The organism is Kribbella sp. NBC_01505, from assembly GCF_045040285.1.
Lineage (GTDB): Bacteria > Actinomycetota > Actinomycetes > Propionibacteriales > Kribbellaceae > Kribbella.
In genome coordinates, this window is record NZ_CP109425.1 from 7,764,231 (window position 1) to 7,784,442 (window position 20,212).

The window sequence follows — 20,212 nt, forward strand, 5'->3', positions numbered from 1 at the left end:
TCGAGGTGCGGGCGGTCTGCTGGTGGGCCAGGAAGTGTGCTAGTGGCCCATCGCGGTGGCTACGTTGTAGAGACCGAAGCAGAAGACGGTCACCACTCCGAAGAGCAGGATGAACAGGATCTGTTTCCAGAAGGAAATCAGGAGGACCGCGCTGGCGAGTACCACGACGGTCGCGACAAATTCGTTCGGAGACATGGTGATCCCTCTTTTCTGTGGTTCACTTCCTTCGGAGCCGCTGTTGGTTACGCTTTCAGTGAACGCCACGGCAAACGGTTGTCAATCCATTTCATTTGGCACCGCTTTCTTTGTTCGGACATGATTTTGGCAAGCCCCTTGCGATACCAGCGGACGCTGCTGCGTATCAGTGGCGCCAATTGGCACCCGGGCCCTGCCAAATGGCAGGCCGGCCCGCGACGCGCCGCCAAAACTGGTGGGTTTGGAATGTTGTGGCGCCAGTAGGTCGGTCCGCTAGCATGCGGCTGTGGTGATGAATGCCGCGCGACCGGGCCCGTGCCCGGCCCGGCCGCGGCCAACAGGTCCCGTCATGTCGGTCCCGCAGTCACCGGGAACCGGGCTCCCGCCCGCGTCCGGGCGACTTTCGCTGGATGATTGCCGAAGGCATGCTCCGGAGTTCGAGGCGCTGCTGGCCGCCGCCGCGCGGCGCTACGACGTCCCGGACCGGGCTCTCATGGTGCGCACCCTGCTCCATCTTCCGCGCCTCGCGCGGTCGAACGGAATGGTTGGTAAATCCCAGCTGACCGCCGAACTGCAACGCAACGCGGAGCGGTTGCGCAGCGACCAGCAGCAGGTCCAGGGGCTGGTTTCCAAGAATGAGTTCGCGCTTTCCGATCTGCGTTTCGTGCGTTTCGGGAATGCCGAGGCGGACCAGATCTTCAGTCGCCTGCATTACCTGCGCAGTGCCCGCGCGGGCTCGTTGAACTTCGCCTTGGTCGATCCGGTGCACCACCTGCCGGTGACCTTGTGCAGCGTTACCCCGCTGGAATGGATACGGGTCGGCCGGCAACTCGAGCTCCAGTTCGGCGTGCCGATGGAGGCGGCCTGGGACGTGTCCCGGGTGTATTCGTTCGACGTGGCCCCGGTGAATGCGATCTCGTACCTGCTGGCGCGGGTCCGGCAGACGGTCCGCCGGGAGCTGCCCTCGGCCCAGGTGCTGACCACGGCGGTCGACCCGAATCTCGGGTTCGTCGGCTCCAGCTACCGCGCCGCGAACTGGCAGCAGTGGATGTCGATCCAGGCGCGCCCGTACCTGTACGTCGACGGGCTCTACGCGACCCCGCGGCAACTCCGGACCCGCTTCGGGGGCGCCAACCTGGCGGCCCTGCGGGCGAGCAATCCCCGCGGCCGGTTCGAGCAGAGCCGCGCGTCGCTGGTCGACTCGCTGATCTTCTGCTGCCGGGTGCGCGGCGAGACCGAGGCCGTCCCCGAGGCCGATCAGCGCCGGCTGCGTCGCTGAGCCGGACCCCCTACAGGTGTTGGCCGTCGACGCTGAACGGCGACCGGGCCAGCAGGGTCTCGATCCGCTGCCGGTCGGGCATCGAGTTCGACAGTGGGAAGTCGGCGGCCGCGCACGACATCGCCGCGGCCGCCCACAGCGCGACCTGCGCGGAGAAGCTCCGGTCGTTGTCGAGGAGCCGGGCCGCGAGCGCCGCGCAGAACGCGTCCCGGGAGGCCGAAGACTCCTTGTAGATCGAGGGAATCGTCGGCACGCTCAGTACGTCGTGGGCCGGACCCGAGTAGATCGTGCAGCCGCCGTTCACCAGCAGGCACAGGGTTTCCACGCCGACGGCGAGCAGGTTCCGCGCGACCGGATCGGGGTCGAAAGGCCCGGCGCCGTGGGCGACGAAGTGGCCGATCTCCCACGGGTGCGCCACCAGGTAGTCGATCCGTGGGAAGGAGTCCCGCGAGATGCGTTCGTCGACGTACGGCTGGCCCGGGGTGACGATCACGAGCGGCCGGTCGGCCGGGTCGCGGTGGGCCAGCGCGAGCGTGTGCTGCATGGTCTCGCGCGGGACCTCGAAGGTCATCAGCAGCGCGTCGCAGCCGGCGATCTCGTCGGCGCGTTCGTCCATGTCCTCGGGCGAGACGTAGACCTCGCCCTGGTTGCGCCAGTTGACGGCGATGCTGTCGCCGAGCTCCTTCTCGAAGACGCCGGTGAACGGCGTCCGCCGGCCGCGGATCCGCTTGATCAGCGACGTGCCGATGCCTTCGTTGCGCAGGTACTGCAGGATCTCGTCGCCGAACCGGTCGTCGGTGACAGCGGCGATCAGCGAGGTCTGCAGGCCGAGCCGGGCGCACGCGACGGCCTGGGTGACGGCCTTGCCGCCGGGGGACAGGTCGAAGCCGTACGCCTCGCTCGACGTCTCCGGGCCGGGCACCGTCTTGATCCGGAAGGTCGCGTCCATCACCGCGCCGCCGACCACGATCACTCGTCCGGCGGACGGTGCCTCGGGTGCCGGCTCGGCGCCGTCCAGCAGCACCACGGCCTCCCTCGTCACGGCACGGGAGCCGACCGAGTAGATGTCGCGGCGGACCAGCTGGTTCGCCAGTTCGCGCAGTACGGCGGGCTCCGTCGTACCGCGGAGTGCGCGGTCGCTCGGGGCTTCGCCGGGCGGGTGGCCGAGGGCCTCGTGCAGGCGGTGCCAGTTGTTCAGCAGGGTTTCGCGACGGCGGCCGAGTGAGGTGCTGTAGAGACCGCGGGTGATGCGGTCGTCGAGGCCGGCCCGGCTATGGGCGCCGGCATACAGACCCAGGGCCAGGATCGCGTCGGCGACCAGCTGCTGGCTGCCGTGCAGGTCGTCGCGGACGCAGCCGGCCACCAGATCGAAGGCTGCCGCCGAAGGGTCGACATCGTGCACGCTGGCGAATCGTCGGGTCGCTGCGAGCTCCAGCAACGGAGCGGCGATCCCTTGGCGGCCGGCGGTGAGCCGGGCGACGGTGAGGCCGTCGTGGGTGCGCAGCTTCTCCAGCACGCTCGCGAGCAGCAGCACGTCAGCCGGCTGCTTGTCGCTGCGGTTCGTCATGCGGCCCCCGGGTCGTGAAGTTTCTCCGATCCAAGTATGGCGGGCGGCAGGGGATTTCCGCACTGTAGGCTGGCGCGGTCTGCCGATCGTCCAGACCGGCGTGACGACCACGGGGAGCAACATGAACACTGGACACGTCGAGCTCGCACGGGCTCAGCAGGAACGGTGGGAGTCCGCTTACGCGCGGCAGCCGCAACTGCACGGAGCGGAGCCGTCGGCGGCGGCGCGGTGGGCGGCGGGGGCTTTCGGTGCCGCGGGCATCGATGACGTTCTCGAGCTGGGCTCCGGGCACGGGCGGGACGCGCTTTTCCTGGCCCGGCAGGGATTCAGCGTGCACGCCACCGACTTCAGCGAGACCGCGCTCGACCAGCTGCGGCAGCAGGCACAGCGCGAAGGGCTCGACGACCGGGTCACGGCCGCGCTGCACGATGTCCGCGATCCACTGCCACCGGCTGATGCCACGGTGAACGCGGTCTTCGCGAATCTGTTGCTGAACATGGCCTTCACGCCCGGTGAGCTGCGCTCCCTGGTCGGCGAGGTCCACCGGGTGCTCCGGCCAGGTGGTCTCTTCGTGTACGCCGTGTGGTCCGGCGCGGCGCCGTGCGCCGACGACTGGCAGGAGTTCGGCGGGTTCGTCGGCCGGCTGTTCGACCAGGGCCTGGTCGACGAGTTGTCCACAGGCTGGCAGCCCTTGGGGATAACGGCCTACACCGAAGGTCACGAGCCGCACACGATGTGGCGGGTCTCGGTCGCGAAAAGGTGAAGTTCGCTCGAAGTACGGCGCGCCATGTTGCAGTGTGATCACTGAACGGCGACCGTGCATTGACGACGCCGGGCAGGTCCGACAGGCTCTGTCCTCGCCTCACCTTCTCACTATCGGAGAGCAGCAATGCACTGGTTCACAGATGTGATCACCAAGCGGTACGCGCAGTTCAGTGGTCGCGCTCGCCGCAAAGAGTTCTGGATGTTCATCCTCTTCAGCTTCGTGATCTCGATCATCCTCGGGATCCTGGACCGGATCCTCGGCCTCGACTTCGAGACCAACGGCCGGACCAGCGGTGGATGGCTCCAGACGATCTACGGTCTGGCCGTCCTGATCCCGACCATCGCGATCTCCGTCCGGCGGATGCACGACCGGGACCGCAGTGGCTGGTGGGTCCTGATCTGGCTGATTCCGTGTATCGGCCAGATCTGGTTCATCGTCTGGCAGGCCCTCGACGGCACGCCGAGCGACAACCGGTTCGGCCCGGACCCGAAGGCGGCCGAGCGTGGCCCGGGCTTCGGTCCTGGTGGCGCCGGTCCGGCCGAGCCTGGCTACCCGACGGTCTGATCTACCGCAACAGAACGCCCCGCGAACCTTTCGAGGTTCGCGGGGCGTTGTCGTTCACCAAGTGTTTTCAGCTGGCCTGGCTGACGCTGGACATGTTGAAGTCCGGGATCAGCAACGGCGGTGTCGCCGTCCGGGAGAAGTCGTCGCCCCACTCGCGGGAGAACGACGGCACGGTCGCACCGGCCGCACCGATCCGGCCGAGCAGGTCGACCGGGCTTTCGTTGAAGCGGAAGTTGTTGACGGCCCCGGTGACCTCGCCGTTCTCGACCAGGTAGACGCCGTCCCGGGTCAGCCCGGTGAGCAGGGATGTCTGCGGGTCGACCATCCGGATGTACCAGAGGCAGGTCAGCAGCAGCCCGTTCTCGAGGCCGGCCACCAGGTCATCCGTCGTACCGGTGGCTCCGTCGACCGACAGCGCGTAGTTGTCGATCGCCGGTGCGGCGGCGGATGCGCCGATCAGGTCGGCCGTATGGCGGCTCGTCATCAGCGTCTCGAGCTTGCCGTCGCGGATCCAGTCGGTCGCGGACAGCGTGAGGCCGTTGTCGAACACGCTCGAGGAACCACCCGACGAGCGCGCGACCGCGAACGGGAAGGTCTCCAGCCCGGGCAGCGCCGGGTCCGAGCGGAGCTGGACAGGCTTGCTCGACAGGGTTTCGCCGATCCGCGTGCCACCCGACGGCTTCGCGAACACGTTGCGGCCCTCGAAGGCCTCCCGGCCGTCCAACTGCCAGAACAGGTACGTCGTCAGGTCGGCGACCGCAGTGGGCGGCAGCACGGTCGCGTGCCGACCGGGGTCGACGGAGACCGTCCGCGCGGCCCAACCCAGTCGCCGGGTCAGCTCGGCGTCGAAGGCGTGCGCATCGATGTCGGTGAAGTCCCGGGTGGCGGCACCGGCCCACGCGGACTGGCTCAGATCGCCGGACTTACCGGTCATCGTGACGAAACCGCGGGGCAGGGCCTGACGAAGCCGGAGCCCGGCCGAGGAACCGACGTACAGGGTGACGACCTCGTGGTCGGCGAAACCGTAGAGCCAGCGGCCCTCGCTGGTGGCGCGCTGCAGGGTCTCGCCGAGTGCCGGGGCGAACTTCTCGTAGACGGTGACCGAGGTTTCGGCCGCCTCCTCGTCCCAGTCCGCGCTGGTGGTGCCGTCGATCAGCGGACGGGCGTCGTCTGCCGGTGCGGCGGCCTTGGCGGTCGCGACCGCGGCGGACACCTGCTCACGCAACGAGTCGTCGGTGACCGCGGACCGGCTGATCACACCGGTCGCTGTCCCCTCACCGGCGCCGACGGTGGCGATCACGGTGACGTGCGAGCCGCGCATCGCGCCGTTCGTGGTCAGGGTGTTGTTGGCCCAGCGCAGGTTGGCGCTGGAGGTCTCGGCGACGAGGACCACGCAGCCGTCGGCCCCCTCGGCCTTGGCCAGCGCGAGCCCGCGCTCGACGGTGTCCTGCGGGGTGAACTGAATGGCGGTCACCGACCGGCCTCCTGCGTGGTGTTGAGAATGCGGACGCCCCGGAACAGGGCGGACGGGCAACCGTGGCTGACGGCACCGGACTGCGCGGGCTGGGCCTTGCCGCAGTTCAGCGCGCCGTGCAGGACGTAGGTCTCCGGGCCGCCGACGGCCTCCATCGAGCCCCAGAAGTCGGTCGTGGTCGCCTGGTAGGCGATGTCGCGGAGCTGACCGTCCAGCTTGCCGTTGGTGATCTTGTAGAACCGTTGCCCGGTGAACTGGAAGTTGTACCGCTGCATGTCGATCGACCACGACTTGTCGCCGACGATGTAGATCCCGTTCTCGACCCGGCTGATCAGCTCCTCGGTGGAGGGGCCGTCGGCCGCGGGCTGCAGGGAGACGTTGGCCATCCGCTGGATCGGGATGTGGCCGGACGAGTCGGCGTACGCGCAGCCGTTGGAGCGGTCGGTGCCGAGGAGCTCCTCGTTCACCTTGGCCATCCGGCGGTCGACCTGGTACCCGACCAGTACGCCGTCCTTGACCAGATCCCACTGCTGACCGGCGACACCCTCGTCGTCGTACCCGACTGTGGACAGGCCATGCTCGGCGGTCCGGTCACCGGTGACGTGCATGACCGGCGAGCCGTACTTGAGGTTGCCGAGCTTGTCGGTGGTCGCGAAGCTCGTGCCGGCGTAGTTCGCCTCGTAGCCGAGCGCGCGGTCCAGCTCGGTGGCGTGGCCGATCGACTCGTGGATCGTCAGCCACAGGTTCGTCGGGTCGATGACCAGGTCGTACACCCCGGCCTCGACGCTCGGTGCGGCCATCTTCTCGGCCAGCCAGCCCGGGACCTGCGCGAGCTCGTCGTTCCAGTCCCAGCCGGTACCCGTCATGTACTCCCAGCCACGGCCGGCCGGCGGCGCGAGGGTGGTCATCGAGTCGAACCGGCCGGTCTCGGCATCCACCGCGAAGGCGGTGATCTCCGGACCGATCCGCACCCGCTGCTGCGTGTACGACGTGCCCTCGGTGTTGGCGTAGTACTTGCACTCGTGCACCGACGCGACGTGCACGCTCACGTGGGAGACACCGTCCGCCTTGAGCAGCCGGTCGCTGTAGTCGGTCAGCAGCGCGACCTTCTCGCTGCGCGGCACGCTGAACGGGTCGATCTCGTACGCCGAGACCCAGGTGACGTCGTCGTACGTCGGCTCGTCGGCGAGCTCGATCGGCTCGGCGTTGATCGGCCGCGACACCTGCGCCATGTGCACCGCCGCCTCGGCGACCTGCACCGCCGCATCGGTGGTCAGCGCGACTCCGGCCGCGAAACCCCACGTCCCGTCGTGGACGACGCGGACCGCGAGGCCGAGGTCCTCACCGTCGCTCGCGCTCTCCAGCGTGCTGTCGCGGAGCGCGATCGACTCCGACCGGATCCTCTCCAGCCGGAACTCCGCGAAGGTGGCCCCGAGGTCCCGGGCCCGCTGCAGCGCGGCCTCCGCGAGCTCATGCCGGGGCAGGGCAAGGAACGATTCATCGATGTCTGGCACGATCCCGACCCTATACACACGACGGTCGACCTGCTCAGACTTTGAGGTAGGCAAGCACCGCCAGAACACGCCGGTTGGCGGAGTCGTCGGTCTGGATGCCGAGCTTGTCGAAGGTCGTGGTCGTGTACTTGCTGATGGCACTGTCGCTGAGGAACAGGCGCTGGGCGATCGCACTGTTCGACAACCCCTCCGCCATCAGGGCGAGGACGGACCGCTCGCGCTCGGTCAGCTGGGCCAGGTGCGGCTCGGTGGCCGGGCGCGCGAGCAGCTTGCTGACGACGAGCGGATTGAGCGCGGTCCCGCCGGCGGCGACCCGCTCGAGCGCGTCCATGAACTGGTCGGCGTCGAACACGCTGTCCTTGAGCAGGTATCCGACACCGCCGGCCTGGTCGGCGATCAGCTCGCGGGCATACAGCTGCTCGACGTGCTGGGACAGGATCAGCACCGGCAGCCCGGGGACCTCCCGGCGGGCTTCGAGCGCGGCGGTCAGCCCTTCGTCGGTGTTGGTGGGCGGCATCCGGACGTCGACGATCGCGACGTCCGGCCGGTGCGTCAGGAGCGCCTGCAGCGTCTCCGGACCGGTGGCCGCGGTCGCCACCACCTCGTGCCCGAAGGTCTCGAGCAGGCGGACGAGGCCGTCACGCAGCAGGTAGAGGTCTTCGGCGACGACTATCCGCATGGGATCTCCATCCGTGCCAGGGTCGGCCCGCCGGGCGGGCTGTCCAGTGCCAGGGTGCCGTCGAACGCGCTCAGTCGCCGGTTGATCCCGTCCAGCCCACCACCCGGTACGGCGATGGCGCCGCCGGGACCGTTGTCGACCACGAGCACGCTGAGCGTCGTACCGGATCGGCGGACGTCCACCTGCACGGTGGAGGCCGCGGCGTACTTGGTGGCGTTCGCGAGCAGCTCGGCCACGCTGAAGTAGGCGGCGGCCTCGATCGGGGCGTCGAGCCGTTGTCCCAGCTCGGAGGTGACGGTGACTTCGAGCGGGCTGTCGAGGGCGAGCGCACGGATCGCATCGACCAGGCCGCGCTCGGCGAGCACCGGTGGATGGACGCCGCGGACCAGGTCGCGCAGCTGGGCCAGCGAGGTGGACGTGCCTTCCCGCGCCTCGCGGAGCAGGGCCTTCGCACGCTCGGGGTCGGTGTCGAGCAGTCGTTCGGCCGTGACCAGGGATAGCCCGACCGCGACCAGCCGGGCCTGCGCACCGTCGTGGAGGTCGCGCTCGATCCGCCGGATCTCAGCCGCTTGGGACCTGGTCAGATCCGCACGCTGGAGCTCGAGTTCCCGCACCCGATCGGCGCTGTCCGGCACCCTCAGCCAGCGCCCCGCGAGCGGTCCGAGGACACGCCAGGCGAACGGTGCGGTCAGTGCCGCGACCAGAACGAGTCCGATGCCGAGGGCAACTGTCGACCGATTCGTGCAGGCGACCACAGCCGCGGCGAGTGCGGCCGGTGGTACAGCGCAGACCGGAGCGAGGGTGACGGCTGAGAGGAGGACCCACCGCACGTCCCGCCAGTACGCCGGATCGCCGATTCCGCGCCGCCATCGGGCATCCAGCTCGGCGTCCCGGCGGGTGCGCTCGTACGAATGGCCGTTCCACCAGTGTCCGGTCGACAGCTGAACCGGCTCCGGTCCGGGCGGCCGGTACCCGCTCGCGAGCTGCAGACCGCACCAGCTGTTCGCGAGCCGCCGTACGAGCGTGGCTATCGGCCGGGCCAAAGCGAGCGTGAAGGCAGCGAGGAAGAGCAGCCAGCCGATCCAGGTCCAGGGGTTCGTGAGCGACCATGGCCGCCCGGTCAGAGCGCCCAGCAGGGCCGGGGCGGCCGACAGCACCGGGACCGCCGTTGCCAGGACCAGCAGCACGACTGCGCGGGCGAATCCTTGCCCTGCCGCTGTCAGTCGTCGCATGCCGTCCTCGTCTCTGCCACCGTCCGCCGACGCATCATGACGGCCACTGCGATCAGAGGGAGCGCCGACGCTGCCTGCAACGCGGCAAACCATACCGGGCAGACACCGGGGATCAGGTCAACCACGACGATCGCGATCGGCAGCACCGTGGCCACGGTGCGGAGGCGCTGCGGGTCCCTGGCGGCGAGCCGGTAGAGCAGCGGCGTCACTGCCAGCAGAAGCACCGATCGCACCCACATGAACGTGCTGACCGAGCCCTGGGTCGCAGCGTTCGCGATCACCACACTCAGCACCACCGCACTGGCCACGCCGTACAGGCCGAGGCACTTCCGTACTGTCTCGAACATCTCGTTGTTCTTCATACCCACGACGTTAGAAATCTCCGACGCCGTCCAGTACGGGTCCAGCCACACACCTGGGTGGGTCTAGCCACACTGTCGACCCGGGAACCGGAACCGGTCCATCATCGGCGGTGTAGTGACAGTGTCCGAGAGGTGTCGAGGAGGTCCGGATCAGCGACGGCGAGGCGGAGATTCTGGCTCGGGTGCGTGGCGGGGATTCCGCCGCGTACGGCGAGCTGGTGCTGCTGCATGCGCCGATCGCTCAGCGGACGGCGGTGTTCCTCGGGGCCGGTGCGGATGCGGACGACGTGGTGCAGGAGTCGTTCGTGAAGGCTTACCGGGCGCTCGGTGGGTTTCGTGGCGGGTCGGCGTTCCGGCCGTGGCTGCTGCGGATCGTCGCCAACGAGACGCGGAACGCCATCCGGTCGCGGAGCCGGCGCAGTCGCCGGGAAGAGCGTGCTGCGCCGCTGGACGTCGTACTGGACCCGGCGGAGGAGACGGTGTCGCTGGAACGGCGGGCTGAGCTGCTGCGCGCCGTACAGGCTCTGCCGGAGCCGCAGCGGCTGGTGGTGACGTGCCGGTATCTGCTGGAGCTGGATGAGCAGGAGACGGCGGTCGTGCTCGGTTGGCCGCGTGGGACGGTCAAGTCCCGGCTGCACCGGGCGTTGGGACGGTTGCGGGAGTCGCTGCGGGAGGAGGTGCTGCCATGAACTTGGACGATGAGCTGCGTGCGCTGGGACGGTCGGCTGTTCCGCCTCCGGTGAGTCCTGAGCTGACTGCGGCGGTGCTGACCCGGGTGGCCGGCGTACCGGTCCGGCGGCGGCTGCGGGACCGGTGGCGGGCGTTGCTGGCTGGGCTGTGTGTGCTGCTCGCCGGTCTGGCGCTCACACCGCCGGTACGGGCGACAGTCGCGGAGTGGCTGCGGATCGGGGGAGTGGAGGCCCGGCCGGTCGGCACTGGCCCCAGTACGGCGCCTCCTGTGCCTGCGGTCCCCGGGCAGCTGTCGCTGGCGGAGGCTGCGCGGATTGCGGGCTTCACACCGGCGCGTCCGGCGCTACTGGGTGCACCGAGTGGTGTCTCGGCGTCTAAGGGGTTCGTGGCGATGAGCTGGGACGGCGTACGGCTGGAGCAGTTCCAGTCGGGGGTGGATCCGATGTACTGGAAGAAGAACTACACCAAGCTCGAGTACGTGCCTGCTGTCGACGGCTACTGGTTCAGCACACCGCACGAGTTGGTGCTGGTCGACCAGCGCGTCGTCCGCATCGCCGGTCCGACGCTGGTGTGGGAGCGCAGCGGCATCACCTACCGGCTCGAAGTCGCGGACAAGGCCCGTGCGGTCCAGTTGGCGACGGGAACCTCCTGAACCGCGGCGGTGTATCCGGGTATGGTCCGACGCGTTCTAGCTCTGCTCGCCACGCTGCTCGTCGTGGCTGTGGCTGTCCTCACCACGACTCCCGCTGCGGCGGGTGGTCCCACCAGCGTGCTGCTCAGCGCACCTCCACACGTGGTCGCCTTCGGGTACGACGATCCGCAGTACCGCCAGCTGCAGACACTGACGCAGGTGGCGACACCGCGGGAGCCCCGCGACCTGTCACATGAATCCGGACCGTTCGTCCGGGCCACCTGGCTGATCCACGACATGGATGTCTGGCGGATCGACATCATCTATCCCGAAGCCCCCGGCGGCCCGTGGATCGCCACCAGTGAATCTCTCGACGGGACGGTCCCGCTGGGCAAGCCGGTCTGGCACACCGGGACTGATTCTGTCGCGCTGACGAAGCTCCTGAGCTCTCTCAAGCTGCTGACGGGCCTCCGCAACGGTGAGCAATTCGTGGGCGGTCCCACCACCCTGGACCGATCAGCGCCCGAACCTGTACAAGAGGCGCAGCCCCAACCGCAGGCGATTGCGACCAGCACCTTCACCGGCTGGCGCTGGCTTCTTCCGGGCGCCCTTCTTGGCGCGCTGCTCACCTGGGCGGCGACCCGCTTCCTTCGCCAACGCCGCTGGGACCTCATCGAGCCTGACTGAGCGTCGCGTGTCGTCGGTCACGAGCTTCCTGTTCACAGCCAGATTCAACGGGTCCATCGCGGCACGCTCCTGCTCGGGACACCCGCTCCCGGGGTGTCTTCACAGGTACGTCGGATCAGACCGGCGATTCTCGACATGACGAGGCCGCCGTACCCCGTCAGGAGGTACGGCGGCCGCGGTGCGTCAGTTGGCGAGCTCGATGGAGCGGCTGGAGTTGAGCAGAACCGCGCCGAGGTACTTGTAGTCCTTCGGTGCGCCGGCGACGGCGATCTCGACCTCGGCGGAGTTGCCGCCCTCGACGCCGATGAAGCGGTCGGCGACCCAGCGGGTGGTCTTGCCGCTGCGGTAGGTGTAGACCACGGTGCTGACGGTCAGCGGGCCCTGGCCGGAGGTGGACTTCATCGAGGCGGTCGAGGTGCTGACCACGTGCAGGCCGCGCAGGTGCTTGAGGGCGGCGACCTTGCGCTTCATCGCCCGGGTGGTGCTGATGTTGGCGTTGTACGCGGTGTTGAAGCGGACCAGGCGGTTGTGCTTGGCGTCGGAGAACTTGTCCTGCCAGGCGCCGAGCGTCTGGTGCTTCCAGGTCTTCGGCACGTACGCGGCGGCGTGGTAGTCACCGGCGCTGCCGGCGAAGTACCTCTTCGCGTACGCCGACGACGCCAGCTGGCTGTTGCTGGAGGCAACTGCCGCGGTGCTGGGCAGCGCGCCGCCGATCAGCACGGCTCCCATGGTCGCCACGGCCGCGATACCGGTCAGAACCCCGAACTTCTTCATCTTTCTGTGTCCCCTCGAGTCTTGGCGCGGTCACCTTGGCCGCACACGACCAGAGATGACGGCAGCGATCGCGAAGGTTGAGAGGTCCGGAAAGAATTTTTCGGGGAGCTATTCGTCGGTGGTTCTACGCTGCCCGTGCAGGGACCCGGCATGCGCGGTGACGGTCGGGTCGTTGCGGGTCTTGAGCAGGCTGGCGACCACCACGATCACCAGGATGCCGATGATCACGGCGAGGCTGACCGGGGTGGAGACCTCGGGGATGCTCTTGTTGATGTCCACGTGAGCCCAGTGCAGGATCAGCTTGACGCCGATGAAGGCGAGGATGATCGCCAGCCCCGCGGACAGGTAGACGAGCCGATCGAGCAGCCCCTTCACCAGGAAGAACAACGCGCGCAGCCCGAGCAGCGCGAAGGCGTTGGCGGCGAAGACGATGTAGGCCTCGTCGGTGACCCCGAACACGGCCGGGATCGAGTCCAGCGCGAACAGCAGGTCGACACCGCCGATCGCGACCAGCACGACGAACAGCGGCGTGACGACCTTCCGCCCGTCGATGCGAGCGGTGAGCTTGCCGCCGACGTACTCCTCGCTGACCGGCAGGACGCGGCGCGCGGTCTTCACGATCACGTTGTTCTCGACGTCGGGATCCTCGTCGCGGTGCCGGAACAGCTGGACCGCGGTGTAGAGCAGCAGCAGCCCGAAGATCAGGAACATGAACGAGAACAGTGAAAGCAGCGTCGCCCCGAGCGCGATGAACAGCGCCCGCATGATCAGCGCCAGCACGATGCCGAACGTGAGCACCTTGTGCTGGTGCTCCTCCGGCACCGCGAACGTGGTCATGATGATGACGAACACGAAGAGGTTGTCGACCGACAGACTCTTCTCCACGATGTAGCCGGCGAAGTACTGCGCCCCGAAGTCACCGCCGTACTGGCTCATGAACCACAGCCCGAAGCCGATCGCGACCAGCACGTAGAACACCGACCAGGCAGCCGCCTCCTTGAACCCCACCCGATGCGGCCGCAGCGCCGCGAGCAAGAGGTCCACGGCCAGCAGAACGACGATCAACCCGATGGTGATCGCCCAGGTCGACGTACTGAGCTCGAGCATGCTTCCTCCGTCATCGTGCGGCGGCTGGTCCTGTGAGCCTACAGAGTCGCACCAGCCCCGTTCGTTGCGCCGCGCAACCATTCCAGAATTCGCCGGTACGCCGCGGACGGCGGCACGTGGGCGCCGACGTACTGGATGGACTCGGCGGCCGGGAGCGCTTCGATCAGGAAGCCGGCCTGTTTGCCGGCGCGTTCGTCGGCGGTGCCGTGCCAGATGCTGGTCGGGACCCGGACATCGGCGAGGTCGAAGCCCCAGGGCTTGGCGAAGGCCGCCATGTCGTCGAGCACCCCGTCCATGCTGGTGACGAAGGTGGCGGTGAGTCGTGCCATCGCCTCCGGGTCGTCGCGGGCGGGTGGCGCGGGCGGCGCGGGGTCGTGCGGGTCCGGCGGGAACTCCGGGCCACCGGCTTCGACAGCGGCCATCACCTGGGCGAAGCTCGCTTCGAGCTCGGACCGGAGGACGGTCACGTCCCGGGCGGCCTGCCAGGCGTGCCGGTCGCGGCGCGGGTCGGCGAGCTCCTCGGCCTCGGTGGGCTCGGGGTCGTGGGTCAGCGGCGGGGCGAGGCCGCCGACGACGGCGCAGCGGACGACTCGATCGGGCAGCAGCGCCGCGCAGGCGAGGGCATGCGGGCCGCCGCCGGAACCGCCGGTCAGGGCGAAAGTCGCCCAGCCGAGGTGGTCGGCCAGGAGGGCGACGTCACGGGCCGCGTCGGCGACCGAACGACCGGGCTGACGGGTGGAGCCGCCGTACCCGGGCCGGTCGGGAACGACCATCAGCAGACCGGAATTCGCGATGGCTTCGACCACCGATGGACGCTTCCAGCGGGTGCTCGGCGTGCCGCCGAGCGAGACCACCGGAAAACCGTCGGTGGGACCGTAGAGGGTGTACTTCAGGAGCCTGGGACCGAGCCTCACTTCGCCATCCATGCGCGGAGAGTAGCCGGTCGGACAGGGGTAAACGAATCCGGAGTTATCGAGTCGAGATTCTCAGGATTCAAGATGTGGCGGGCGTGGTGGGAGGATGCGGCCTAGCTTGTGTCGGCTGTTCGAAAACAACTGTCGGGAGTGCTTGTGAGTTCGTCGGTTGCCGGGGCCGTCTCGCCTACCCGGCAGGCGCTGCATCGGGTACGACGGGACCGGAGTGCGCGGGTCGGTCTGGTGCTGGTCGGTGTGCTGATCGTGGTCGCGGCGGTGTCGCCGTTGCTGGTGAAGCTGTCGGGGCAGGACCCGTTCACGTACCACATCGATCTGCTCGATCCGGCTCGCGGGAACGCGCCGCGGGGTTCCTTCGGCGGCGTCAGTGCCGACCACTGGTTCGGGGTCGAGCCGCTGACCGGGCGGGACCTGTTCTCGATCGTGGTGCTCGGGCTGCGGACGTCGCTGGTGATCGCGATCGTGGTCACCGCCGTGACGACCGTGATCGGCACGCTGCTCGGCATCACCGCGGCGTATGTCGGCGGCTGGTTCGACGCGGTGCTGTCCCGCCTGCTGGACTTCCTGTTCGGCTTCCCGCAGCTCGTCTTCATGATTGCCCTCGGCATCATCGTGCCGGCCAAGGTGCCGCGGCCGCTGCTGCTGATCGGCGTGCTGAGCTTCTTCGGCTGGGCCGGCCTGGCGCGGCTGATCCGGGCGCAGGCGCGCTCGCTGGTCACCCGTGAGTTCGTCGAGGCGGCCCGCAGCGTCGGCTCGACCGGCTGGTGGGTGATCACCCGCGAACTCCTGCCGAACCTGCTCGGCCCCGTGCTGGTGATCGCGACCCTGGCGATCCCGGGCTACATCGGCGCCGAGGCCGCCCTGTCCTTCCTGGGCGTCGGCGTACCACCACCGACACCGAGCCTCGGCCGCTCGATCTCCGACTCGATCGTCTGGGTCTACACCGGCACCGACCCGTGGTTCATGGTCTTCCCCGGCATCGCCCTGTTCGTGGCGGTCCTCGGGTTCACACTCCTCGGAGACGGTGTCCGGGACGCGTTCGACGTACGGCTGCGGAGGACGCACTGAGATGCCCGACATCGTGTGGTTCATCATCCGCCGGTTGTTCGCCGCGACGCTCGTCATGCTCGCGCTGAGCCTGGCCGTCTACTTCGTCTTCTACGCGATCCCGACCGACCCGGCGCTGCTGTCCTGCGGCAAGCCCTGTACGCCGGACCGGCTCGAGCAGGCGCGTCATTTCATGCAGCTCGACCAGAGCACCATCCAGCAGTATCTGAACTTCCTGAAGGGGATCTTCGCCGGCCGGACCTACGGCGAGGGCGCGGCCGCGCTGCACTGCGACGCGCCCTGCTTCGGGTACTCGTTCCCGCTGGCCCGGCCGGTGACCACGTTGATCACGGACCGCTTCCCCGTGACCGCCTCGATCGCCCTGGGCGCCGCCGTACTGTGGCTGATCATCGGCGTCTCGCTCGGCGTGATCGCGGCGCTGAACCGCGGCCGCCTGCTCGACCGGCTGGCCGTCGGGTTCGCGCTGATCGGTGTCTCCACCCCGTCGTTCCTGCTCGGCCTGCTGGCGATCCTGGTCTTCGGATTCTGGCTGAACATGGTCCCGGTGAGCGGGTATGTGCCGCTGACCGAGAGCCCGGTCGACTGGGCCTGGCACCTGGTCACGCCCTGGCTGGTGCTCGCGGTGCTGTCGGCGTCGTCGTACATCCGGCTGACCAGGGCGCAGATGCTCGAGGAGCTCAACCTCGACCACATCACCACCGCGCGGGCGAAGGGCGCCGGTGAACGACGGGTCGTGGTCACGCACGGTCTGCGGGGTGCGCTGGTCCCGATCGTGACGCTGTTCGGGCTGGACCTCGGTGGTCTGCTCGGCGGCGCGATCCTGACCGAGAAGGTGTTCAGCATGCAGGGGCTCGGCGACCTGCTGATCGACGCGGTCGGCAGCCTGGATGTGGCCGTGGTGGTCGGCGTGACCCTGTTCGCCGCGTTCCTCGTCATCCTCGCGAATATGGTGGTGGACATAGTGCACGGCGCGCTCGACCCGAGGGTGACTCATGGCTGACCCGGTCCTGGAGGTTCACGACCTGCGGGTCACCTTCGACACCGAGGGCGGCCTGGTCCCGGCCGTCGACGGCATCGACTTCGCCGTCGCGCCCGGCAAGACGCTGGCGATCGTCGGCGAGTCCGGCTCCGGCAAGAGCGTCAGCGCGGCGGCCGTGATGGGCATCCTGCCGTCGAACGCGGAGATCAAGGGCGAGGTCCTGCTGAACGGCCGCGAGCTGGTCGGCCTGCCCGCAGACGAGCTGCGCAAGATCCGCGGCAACGACATCGCGCTGGTCTTCCAGGACGCGCTGTCCGCCCTGAATCCGTACTACACGGTCGGCTGGCAGGTCGCCGAGGCGTACCGGCTGCACCACGACGTCACGAAGAAGGTCGCGTTCCGGCGAGCGGTCGAGATGCTCGACAAGGTCGGCATCCCGGACGCGGCCCGGCGGGCGCGGAGCTACCCGCACGAGTTCTCCGGGGGAATGCGGCAGCGGGTCGTGATTGCTATGGCTCTGGTGAACGACCCGCGCGTGCTGATCGCCGACGAGCCGACGACGGCGCTCGACGTCACCGTGCAGGCCCAGATCATGCAGTTGCTGGCCGACGTCCAGGAAGAGTTCGGTACGGCGCTCGTCCTGATCTCGCACGATCTCGGGGTGGTCGCGGAGGTGGCGGACGACGTGCTCGTGATGTACGCCGGTCGTGCGGCCGAGCGCGGTACGGTCCGGGACCTGTTCTACCGGGCCGCCCACCCGTACTCGCTGGGACTGCTCGGCGCGATGCCGCGGATCGACGTGGCGCCGAAGCCGCGGCTGACCACGATTCCGGGGTCACCGCCATCGCCGGGGTCGATCAAGACCGGGTGCCCGTTCCAGCCGCGCTGCGCGTACACGGATCAGGTGGGCGAGCGGTGCATCACCGAGCGGCCCGAGCTCACGCCGCGGCCCGGTGAGGGCGATCACGAAGCCGCCTGCCATCTCGGCCGCCGTCCGGAGGTGGTCGTATGAGCGAGCGCCCGCAAGATGCTGTGGACGAGTTGTTACGGCTCGACGGGGTGCGTAAGTACTTCGGGCTGCGGGGCGCGCCGTGGCGCGAGGGCCAGACGGTGAAGGCCGTCGACGGAGTCAGCCTGGTGGTCCGCAAGGGCGAGACGGTCGGGCTGGTCGGCGAGTCCGGTTCGGGGAAGTCCACGCTGGCACGGGTCGCGACCCGGCTGCTCGATCCCACCTCGGGCCGGGTCGAGATCGGCGGCAAGGACGTCACCCGGTGGCGCGGTCGGCGGTTGCGCCCAGTTCGCCGTACCGTCCAGATGGTCTTCCAGGACCCGCAGGCATCGCTGAACCCGCGCCAGTCCGTCGGCACCATCATCAGTACGCCGTTCCGCGCGCAAGGGACGCGGCCGACGCGGGCGCAGCTGATCGAGCTGCTGCAGAAGGTCGGCCTGTCCGCGGAGCATCTGGAGCGGTATCCGCACGAGTTCTCCGGCGGCCAGCGGCAGCGGATCGGGATCGCCCGGGCGCTCGCGGTCAGCCCCGACCTGCTGATCTGCGACGAGCCCGTCTCGGCGCTCGACGTGTCGGTCCAGGCCCAGGTGCTCAACCTGCTCGCCGACCTGCGGGACGAGCTCGGCCTCTCGTACGTCGTGGTCGCGCACGACCTCGCCGTCGTACGGCAGGTGGCGAGCCGGGTCGCGGTCATGTACCTCGGCACGATCGTCGAGGAAGGGCCCGCGGACCAGGTCTACGCGTCGCCGGCCCACCCGTACACGAAGGCGCTGCTGTCCGCGGTGCCCGTGCCGGAGCCCGGGGTGACGCGCGAACGCATCGTGCTGACCGGCGACGTACCGACCCCGATCTCACCGCCGTCGGGCTGCCCGTTCCGGACCCGCTGTTACAAGGCCGAAGACATCTGTGCCACCGATCGACCTGTGCTCGAGGTCGTCGAGGGACAGACTGAGCATCGAGCTGCGTGCTACTTCCCCGAGCCCCCCACACCTCTTGAGAGGACACGATGAAACACATCACCCGAGCGGTCGCGGTCGCGGCCGCGCTGGCGTTGGCGGCCACCGCCTGCAACGCCAACGACAAGTCAGGTTCGAGTGACGGCGGCTCGGCGGTCGCCGTCCAAGGCGGCACGCTGCAGTTCCTGAGCACCAGCAAGGAGATCAACTTCGACCCGGCCAAGAGCCAGAACCTCGGGACGAGTGCGATCCACCTGATCCTGCGCGGCCTGACGGCGTGGAAGACCTCGCCGGGCAAGGACACCGAGCTGGTCCCGGACCTGGCCACCGACACCGGTCAGGTCAGCGACGGCGGCAAGACCTGGACGTACAAGCTCAAGCCGGGCCTGAAGTACGCCGACGGCTCGACGATCGTTGCCGCCGACATCAAGTACGGCATCGAGCGCTCGTTCGCGCCGGAGCTGTCCGGGGGACTGGGCTACCACAAGTCGCTGCTGCTCGCGGCCGGCCAGAAGTACGAGGGCCCGTACAAGGGTGCGCACCTGGCCTCGGTCGAGACGCCGGACGAGACCACCATCATCTTCAAGCTGAACAAGGCGTTCGGCGACTGGCCGTGGATCGCCAGCATGCCGGCGTTCTCGCCGGTGCCGCAGAAGGCAGACACCGACCCGGCCCACTACGGCGAGAAGCCGGTGGCCAGTGGCCCGTACCAGGTGAAGTCCTACCAGCCGGGCTCGAAGCTCGAGCTGGAGCGCAACCCGAACTGGGACAAGGCCAGTGACCCGGCGCGGACCGGTCTGCCGGACGCGTTCGTGTGGCAGATGGGCCTGGAGCCCAACTCGGTCAACCAGCGGCTGATCCAGGACTCGGGCGACGACAAGTTCGCGGCCGCGACGGGTGTCAACATCCCGGCCGCCCTGATCCCGAACGTCACCGGCGACCCGGCGATCAAGGCCCGCGTGGCGACGTCGCCGTCCGGCGCGTTGATGTACCTGGCGATGAACACCAAGCGCCCGGGGCTGTCGAATCCCGAGGTCCGCAAGGCGATCCAGTACGCCGTCGACAAGCAGGCGGTCCAGGTCGCGCGCGGTGGTCCGGAGTTCGGCGGTGAGATCGCGAGCACGCTGATCACCCCCGGCATCGAGGGCTACACGAAGTACAACACCTACGAGGCGCAGCCGCAGGGTGACCCGGACAAGGCGAAGCAGTTGCTCGCCGCGGCGGGAGTGAGCGATCTGAAGCTGACCCTGGTGGCCGACGACACCACCGGCATACCGGTCGCCGAGGCGATCCAGCAGGGCCTGAAGCGGGCGGGGATCACGGCGACCATCAAGCCGTTGCCGACCGAGCAGCTGCGGGAACTGGTGACCGGGAACAAGCCCGACTTCGACCTGAACGTGTCGAGCTGGCTGCCGGACTTCCCGAGCGCGATCGGCAACATCCAGCCGCTCTTCGCCACCTCGGAGATCGGTAACGGCGGGTACAACCTGTCCCGCTACTCCAACCCGGCCGTCGACACCGCGATCGAAGCGGCCACGGCCGAGCCGGACCGGGCCAAGGCGGCGACTGCTTGGGCCGCACTGGACAAGCAGATCATGAACGACGCCCCGATCGTCCCGCTGCTGTACGCGCGCAACGCGTTCCTGCACGGTTCGAAGGTGGCCGAGTTCTACCTGCCGGCGTACCCGCCGTACCCGAACACGCTGGTGATGGGCCTGACCAAGTAGCCCTCGTGCAGTAGCTGCGG

The 20,212-nt window shown here is 68.8% G+C and carries 21 protein-coding genes; 11 read left to right on the forward strand and 10 right to left on the reverse strand.

The annotated features are described in order from the left end of the window. Positions 1 to 39: 39 nt before the first annotated feature. A complete protein-coding gene (locus OG474_RS36500; protein WP_405058201.1) occupies positions 40 to 195 on the reverse strand; it encodes a hypothetical protein in 156 nt (51 codons plus the stop codon). A gap of 349 nt (positions 196 to 544) precedes the next feature. Here OG474_RS36500 and OG474_RS36505 point away from each other — a divergent pair, with 349 nt between their 5' ends. Then, positions 545 to 1,474, forward strand: a complete 930-nt coding sequence (locus OG474_RS36505; protein ID WP_405058202.1) for a hypothetical protein — start codon at positions 545 to 547, stop codon at positions 1,472 to 1,474. Between the two features lie 10 nt (positions 1,475 to 1,484). On the opposite strand, the gene OG474_RS36510 is transcribed toward OG474_RS36505, so the two are convergent. Next, on the reverse strand, positions 1,485 to 3,041 hold the full coding sequence (locus OG474_RS36510) for a PfkB family carbohydrate kinase (protein WP_405058203.1): 1,557 nt from the start codon (positions 3,039 to 3,041) through the stop codon (positions 1,485 to 1,487). 121 nt (positions 3,042 to 3,162) lie between these two features. On the opposite strand from OG474_RS36510, the gene OG474_RS36515 reads away from it, so the two are divergent. Both OG474_RS36515 and OG474_RS36520 read left to right on the forward strand, forming a co-directional pair. Next, positions 3,163 to 3,804, forward strand: coding sequence for a class I SAM-dependent methyltransferase (locus OG474_RS36515; protein ID WP_405058204.1), 642 nt, complete (start codon positions 3,163 to 3,165; stop codon positions 3,802 to 3,804). A 126-nt stretch (positions 3,805 to 3,930) separates the two neighbouring features. After that, entirely contained in the window at positions 3,931 to 4,371 is a 441-nt protein-coding gene (locus OG474_RS36520) for a DUF805 domain-containing protein (RefSeq protein ID WP_405058205.1), read from the forward strand. 67 nt (positions 4,372 to 4,438) lie between these two features. On the opposite strand, the gene OG474_RS36525 is transcribed toward OG474_RS36520, so the two are convergent. Genes OG474_RS36525 through OG474_RS36545 form a run of 5 tightly spaced genes read right to left on the reverse strand, consistent with a single transcriptional unit; the run spans position 4,439 to position 9,632 of the window. Continuing rightward, entirely contained in the window at positions 4,439 to 5,845 is a 1,407-nt protein-coding gene (locus tag OG474_RS36525; protein WP_405058206.1) for a metallopeptidase TldD-related protein, read from the reverse strand. Continuing rightward, a complete protein-coding gene (locus OG474_RS36530; protein ID WP_405058207.1) occupies positions 5,842 to 7,359 on the reverse strand; it encodes a TldD/PmbA family protein in 1,518 nt (505 codons plus the stop codon). Before OG474_RS36530 ends, OG474_RS36525 begins: the two co-directional genes overlap by 4 nt. A 34-nt stretch (positions 7,360 to 7,393) precedes the next feature. Then, positions 7,394 to 8,038: a response regulator gene (locus OG474_RS36535; RefSeq protein WP_405058208.1), complete on the reverse strand. Its 645-nt coding sequence runs from the start codon at positions 8,036 to 8,038 to the stop codon at positions 7,394 to 7,396. After that, the gene (locus OG474_RS36540) at positions 8,029 to 9,270 is read right to left on the reverse strand and encodes a sensor histidine kinase (RefSeq protein ID WP_405058209.1); all 1,242 of its coding nucleotides are present in this window, start codon (positions 9,268 to 9,270) and stop codon (positions 8,029 to 8,031) included. Before OG474_RS36540 ends, OG474_RS36535 begins: the two co-directional genes overlap by 10 nt. After that, on the reverse strand, positions 9,258 to 9,632 hold the full coding sequence (locus tag OG474_RS36545; protein WP_405058210.1) for a hypothetical protein: 375 nt from the start codon (positions 9,630 to 9,632) through the stop codon (positions 9,258 to 9,260). The genes OG474_RS36540 and OG474_RS36545 overlap by 13 nt, the downstream gene beginning before the upstream one ends. Before the next feature lie 182 nt (positions 9,633 to 9,814). On the opposite strand from OG474_RS36545, the gene OG474_RS36550 reads away from it, so the two are divergent. From OG474_RS36550 to OG474_RS36560, 3 genes are read left to right on the forward strand one after another with little or no spacing between them, the layout of a single operon-like run. Further along, a complete protein-coding gene (locus OG474_RS36550) occupies positions 9,815 to 10,321 on the forward strand; it encodes an RNA polymerase sigma factor (protein ID WP_405058211.1) in 507 nt (168 codons plus the stop codon). Next, the gene (locus OG474_RS36555) at positions 10,318 to 10,974 is read left to right on the forward strand and encodes a hypothetical protein (RefSeq protein WP_405058212.1); all 657 of its coding nucleotides are present in this window, start codon (positions 10,318 to 10,320) and stop codon (positions 10,972 to 10,974) included. The genes OG474_RS36550 and OG474_RS36555 overlap by 4 nt, the downstream gene beginning before the upstream one ends. Before the next feature lie 21 nt (positions 10,975 to 10,995). After that, positions 10,996 to 11,640 (forward strand): hypothetical protein, encoded by a 645-nt coding sequence (locus tag OG474_RS36560; RefSeq protein ID WP_405058213.1) that lies wholly within the window; start codon positions 10,996 to 10,998, stop codon positions 11,638 to 11,640. A 183-nt stretch (positions 11,641 to 11,823) separates the two neighbouring features. Here the strand turns inward: OG474_RS36560 and OG474_RS36565 are convergent, their stop codons facing one another. From OG474_RS36565 to OG474_RS36575, 3 genes are all read right to left on the reverse strand, one after another. Further along, the gene (locus OG474_RS36565) at positions 11,824 to 12,414 is read right to left on the reverse strand and encodes a hypothetical protein (RefSeq protein ID WP_405058214.1); all 591 of its coding nucleotides are present in this window, start codon (positions 12,412 to 12,414) and stop codon (positions 11,824 to 11,826) included. 108 nt (positions 12,415 to 12,522) lie between these two features. Further along, positions 12,523 to 13,521 (reverse strand): TerC/Alx family metal homeostasis membrane protein, encoded by a 999-nt coding sequence (locus OG474_RS36570; RefSeq protein WP_405058215.1) that lies wholly within the window; start codon positions 13,519 to 13,521, stop codon positions 12,523 to 12,525. Between the two features lie 38 nt (positions 13,522 to 13,559). Then, positions 13,560 to 14,447 (reverse strand): alpha/beta fold hydrolase, encoded by an 888-nt coding sequence (locus OG474_RS36575; RefSeq protein ID WP_405058216.1) that lies wholly within the window; start codon positions 14,445 to 14,447, stop codon positions 13,560 to 13,562. A 144-nt stretch (positions 14,448 to 14,591) separates the two neighbouring features. Here OG474_RS36575 and OG474_RS36580 point away from each other — a divergent pair, with 144 nt between their 5' ends. Genes OG474_RS36580 through OG474_RS36600 form a run of 5 tightly spaced genes read left to right on the forward strand, consistent with a single transcriptional unit; the run spans position 14,592 to position 20,192 of the window. Further along, positions 14,592 to 15,521: an ABC transporter permease gene (locus OG474_RS36580; protein ID WP_405058217.1), complete on the forward strand. Its 930-nt coding sequence runs from the start codon at positions 14,592 to 14,594 to the stop codon at positions 15,519 to 15,521. 1 nt (position 15,522) lies between these two features. Then, entirely contained in the window at positions 15,523 to 16,521 is a 999-nt protein-coding gene (locus OG474_RS36585; protein ID WP_405058218.1) for an ABC transporter permease, read from the forward strand. Beyond that, the gene (locus OG474_RS36590) at positions 16,514 to 17,512 is read left to right on the forward strand and encodes an ABC transporter ATP-binding protein (protein WP_405058219.1); all 999 of its coding nucleotides are present in this window, start codon (positions 16,514 to 16,516) and stop codon (positions 17,510 to 17,512) included. Before OG474_RS36585 ends, OG474_RS36590 begins: the two co-directional genes overlap by 8 nt. Continuing rightward, the gene (locus tag OG474_RS36595) at positions 17,509 to 18,519 is read left to right on the forward strand and encodes an ABC transporter ATP-binding protein (RefSeq protein ID WP_405058220.1); all 1,011 of its coding nucleotides are present in this window, start codon (positions 17,509 to 17,511) and stop codon (positions 18,517 to 18,519) included. The genes OG474_RS36590 and OG474_RS36595 overlap by 4 nt, the downstream gene beginning before the upstream one ends. Continuing rightward, the gene (locus OG474_RS36600; RefSeq protein ID WP_405058221.1) at positions 18,516 to 20,192 is read left to right on the forward strand and encodes an ABC transporter substrate-binding protein; all 1,677 of its coding nucleotides are present in this window, start codon (positions 18,516 to 18,518) and stop codon (positions 20,190 to 20,192) included. The genes OG474_RS36595 and OG474_RS36600 overlap by 4 nt, the downstream gene beginning before the upstream one ends. The last annotated feature ends 20 nt before the right edge of the window (positions 20,193 to 20,212 follow it).

What these genes read in the sequence shown, in the direction of transcription:
- OG474_RS36500 (WP_405058201.1), bottom strand. Translation starts at nt 195, where the DNA reads ATGTCTCCGAACGAATTTGTCGCGACCGTCGTGGTACTCGCCAGCGCG.
- OG474_RS36505 (WP_405058202.1), top strand. Translation starts at nt 545, where the DNA reads ATGTCGGTCCCGCAGTCACCGGGAACCGGGCTCCCGCCCGCGTCCGGG.
- OG474_RS36510 (WP_405058203.1), bottom strand. Translation starts at nt 3,041, where the DNA reads ATGACGAACCGCAGCGACAAGCAGCCGGCTGACGTGCTGCTGCTCGCG.
- OG474_RS36515 (WP_405058204.1), top strand. Translation starts at nt 3,163, where the DNA reads ATGAACACTGGACACGTCGAGCTCGCACGGGCTCAGCAGGAACGGTGG.
- OG474_RS36520 (WP_405058205.1), top strand. Translation starts at nt 3,931, where the DNA reads ATGCACTGGTTCACAGATGTGATCACCAAGCGGTACGCGCAGTTCAGT.
- OG474_RS36535 (WP_405058208.1), bottom strand. Translation starts at nt 8,038, where the DNA reads ATGCGGATAGTCGTCGCCGAAGACCTCTACCTGCTGCGTGACGGCCTC.
- OG474_RS36540 (WP_405058209.1), bottom strand. Translation starts at nt 9,270, where the DNA reads ATGCGACGACTGACAGCGGCAGGGCAAGGATTCGCCCGCGCAGTCGTG.
- OG474_RS36545 (WP_405058210.1), bottom strand. Translation starts at nt 9,632, where the DNA reads ATGAAGAACAACGAGATGTTCGAGACAGTACGGAAGTGCCTCGGCCTG.
- OG474_RS36555 (WP_405058212.1), top strand. Translation starts at nt 10,318, where the DNA reads ATGAACTTGGACGATGAGCTGCGTGCGCTGGGACGGTCGGCTGTTCCG.
- OG474_RS36560 (WP_405058213.1), top strand. Translation starts at nt 10,996, where the DNA reads ATGGTCCGACGCGTTCTAGCTCTGCTCGCCACGCTGCTCGTCGTGGCT.
- OG474_RS36565 (WP_405058214.1), bottom strand. Translation starts at nt 12,414, where the DNA reads ATGAAGAAGTTCGGGGTTCTGACCGGTATCGCGGCCGTGGCGACCATG.
- OG474_RS36570 (WP_405058215.1), bottom strand. Translation starts at nt 13,521, where the DNA reads ATGCTCGAGCTCAGTACGTCGACCTGGGCGATCACCATCGGGTTGATC.
- OG474_RS36575 (WP_405058216.1), bottom strand. Translation starts at nt 14,447, where the DNA reads ATGGATGGCGAAGTGAGGCTCGGTCCCAGGCTCCTGAAGTACACCCTC.
- OG474_RS36585 (WP_405058218.1), top strand. Translation starts at nt 15,523, where the DNA reads ATGCCCGACATCGTGTGGTTCATCATCCGCCGGTTGTTCGCCGCGACG.
- OG474_RS36590 (WP_405058219.1), top strand. Translation starts at nt 16,514, where the DNA reads ATGGCTGACCCGGTCCTGGAGGTTCACGACCTGCGGGTCACCTTCGAC.
- OG474_RS36595 (WP_405058220.1), top strand. Translation starts at nt 17,509, where the DNA reads ATGAGCGAGCGCCCGCAAGATGCTGTGGACGAGTTGTTACGGCTCGAC.
- OG474_RS36600 (WP_405058221.1), top strand. Translation starts at nt 18,516, where the DNA reads ATGAAACACATCACCCGAGCGGTCGCGGTCGCGGCCGCGCTGGCGTTG.